The organism is Variovorax sp. 22077 (assembly GCF_052044195.1).
Lineage (GTDB): Bacteria > Pseudomonadota > Gammaproteobacteria > Burkholderiales > Burkholderiaceae_C > Variovorax > Variovorax atrisoli.
In genome coordinates this window covers 1-367 of record NZ_JBQEQC010000123.1, presented here as the reverse complement: position 1 = coordinate 367, position 367 = coordinate 1, and the positions used below count along the sequence as shown (strand labels likewise).

1 protein-coding gene is annotated in these 367 nt (G+C 43.1%); it reads right to left on the bottom strand.

Translation table 11 applies throughout. The annotated features are described in order from the left end of the window. On the bottom strand, positions 1 to 367 hold a 367-nt coding region (locus ACTJLF_RS34785; protein WP_440884927.1), incomplete at both ends, for a protein kinase domain-containing protein.

Sequence of the window (367 nt, the reverse complement as noted above, 5' to 3'; positions counted from 1 at the left end):
GCAGTCGGTTTGTAAGCTGTAGCCTTGCCTATCAGAGCATCAATACCATCCACATGGCTTAAATTTAAAATATTCACTATCGCACCCGCTGCATAGATGTCAGTTTTAGGGCTATACAGACCCCTGTTTACTTCTGGAGCTTTATACCCATCAGTTCCCATGGTGACAGCAATATTCGTTAGTACTGCCGAAGCTGCGTTAGGGTCATCGTGCTTAACTAAACCAAAATCAGAGACTTTGTACTGCCCATCAGAAAACTTTAGGATATTTTCTGGCTTGAGGTCTCGATGAAGATACCCTCGTTTGTGGATGTATTGGACGCCGAGTAACATCATTCTAATCGCCAGTAGTTTCTCATCATCACTTA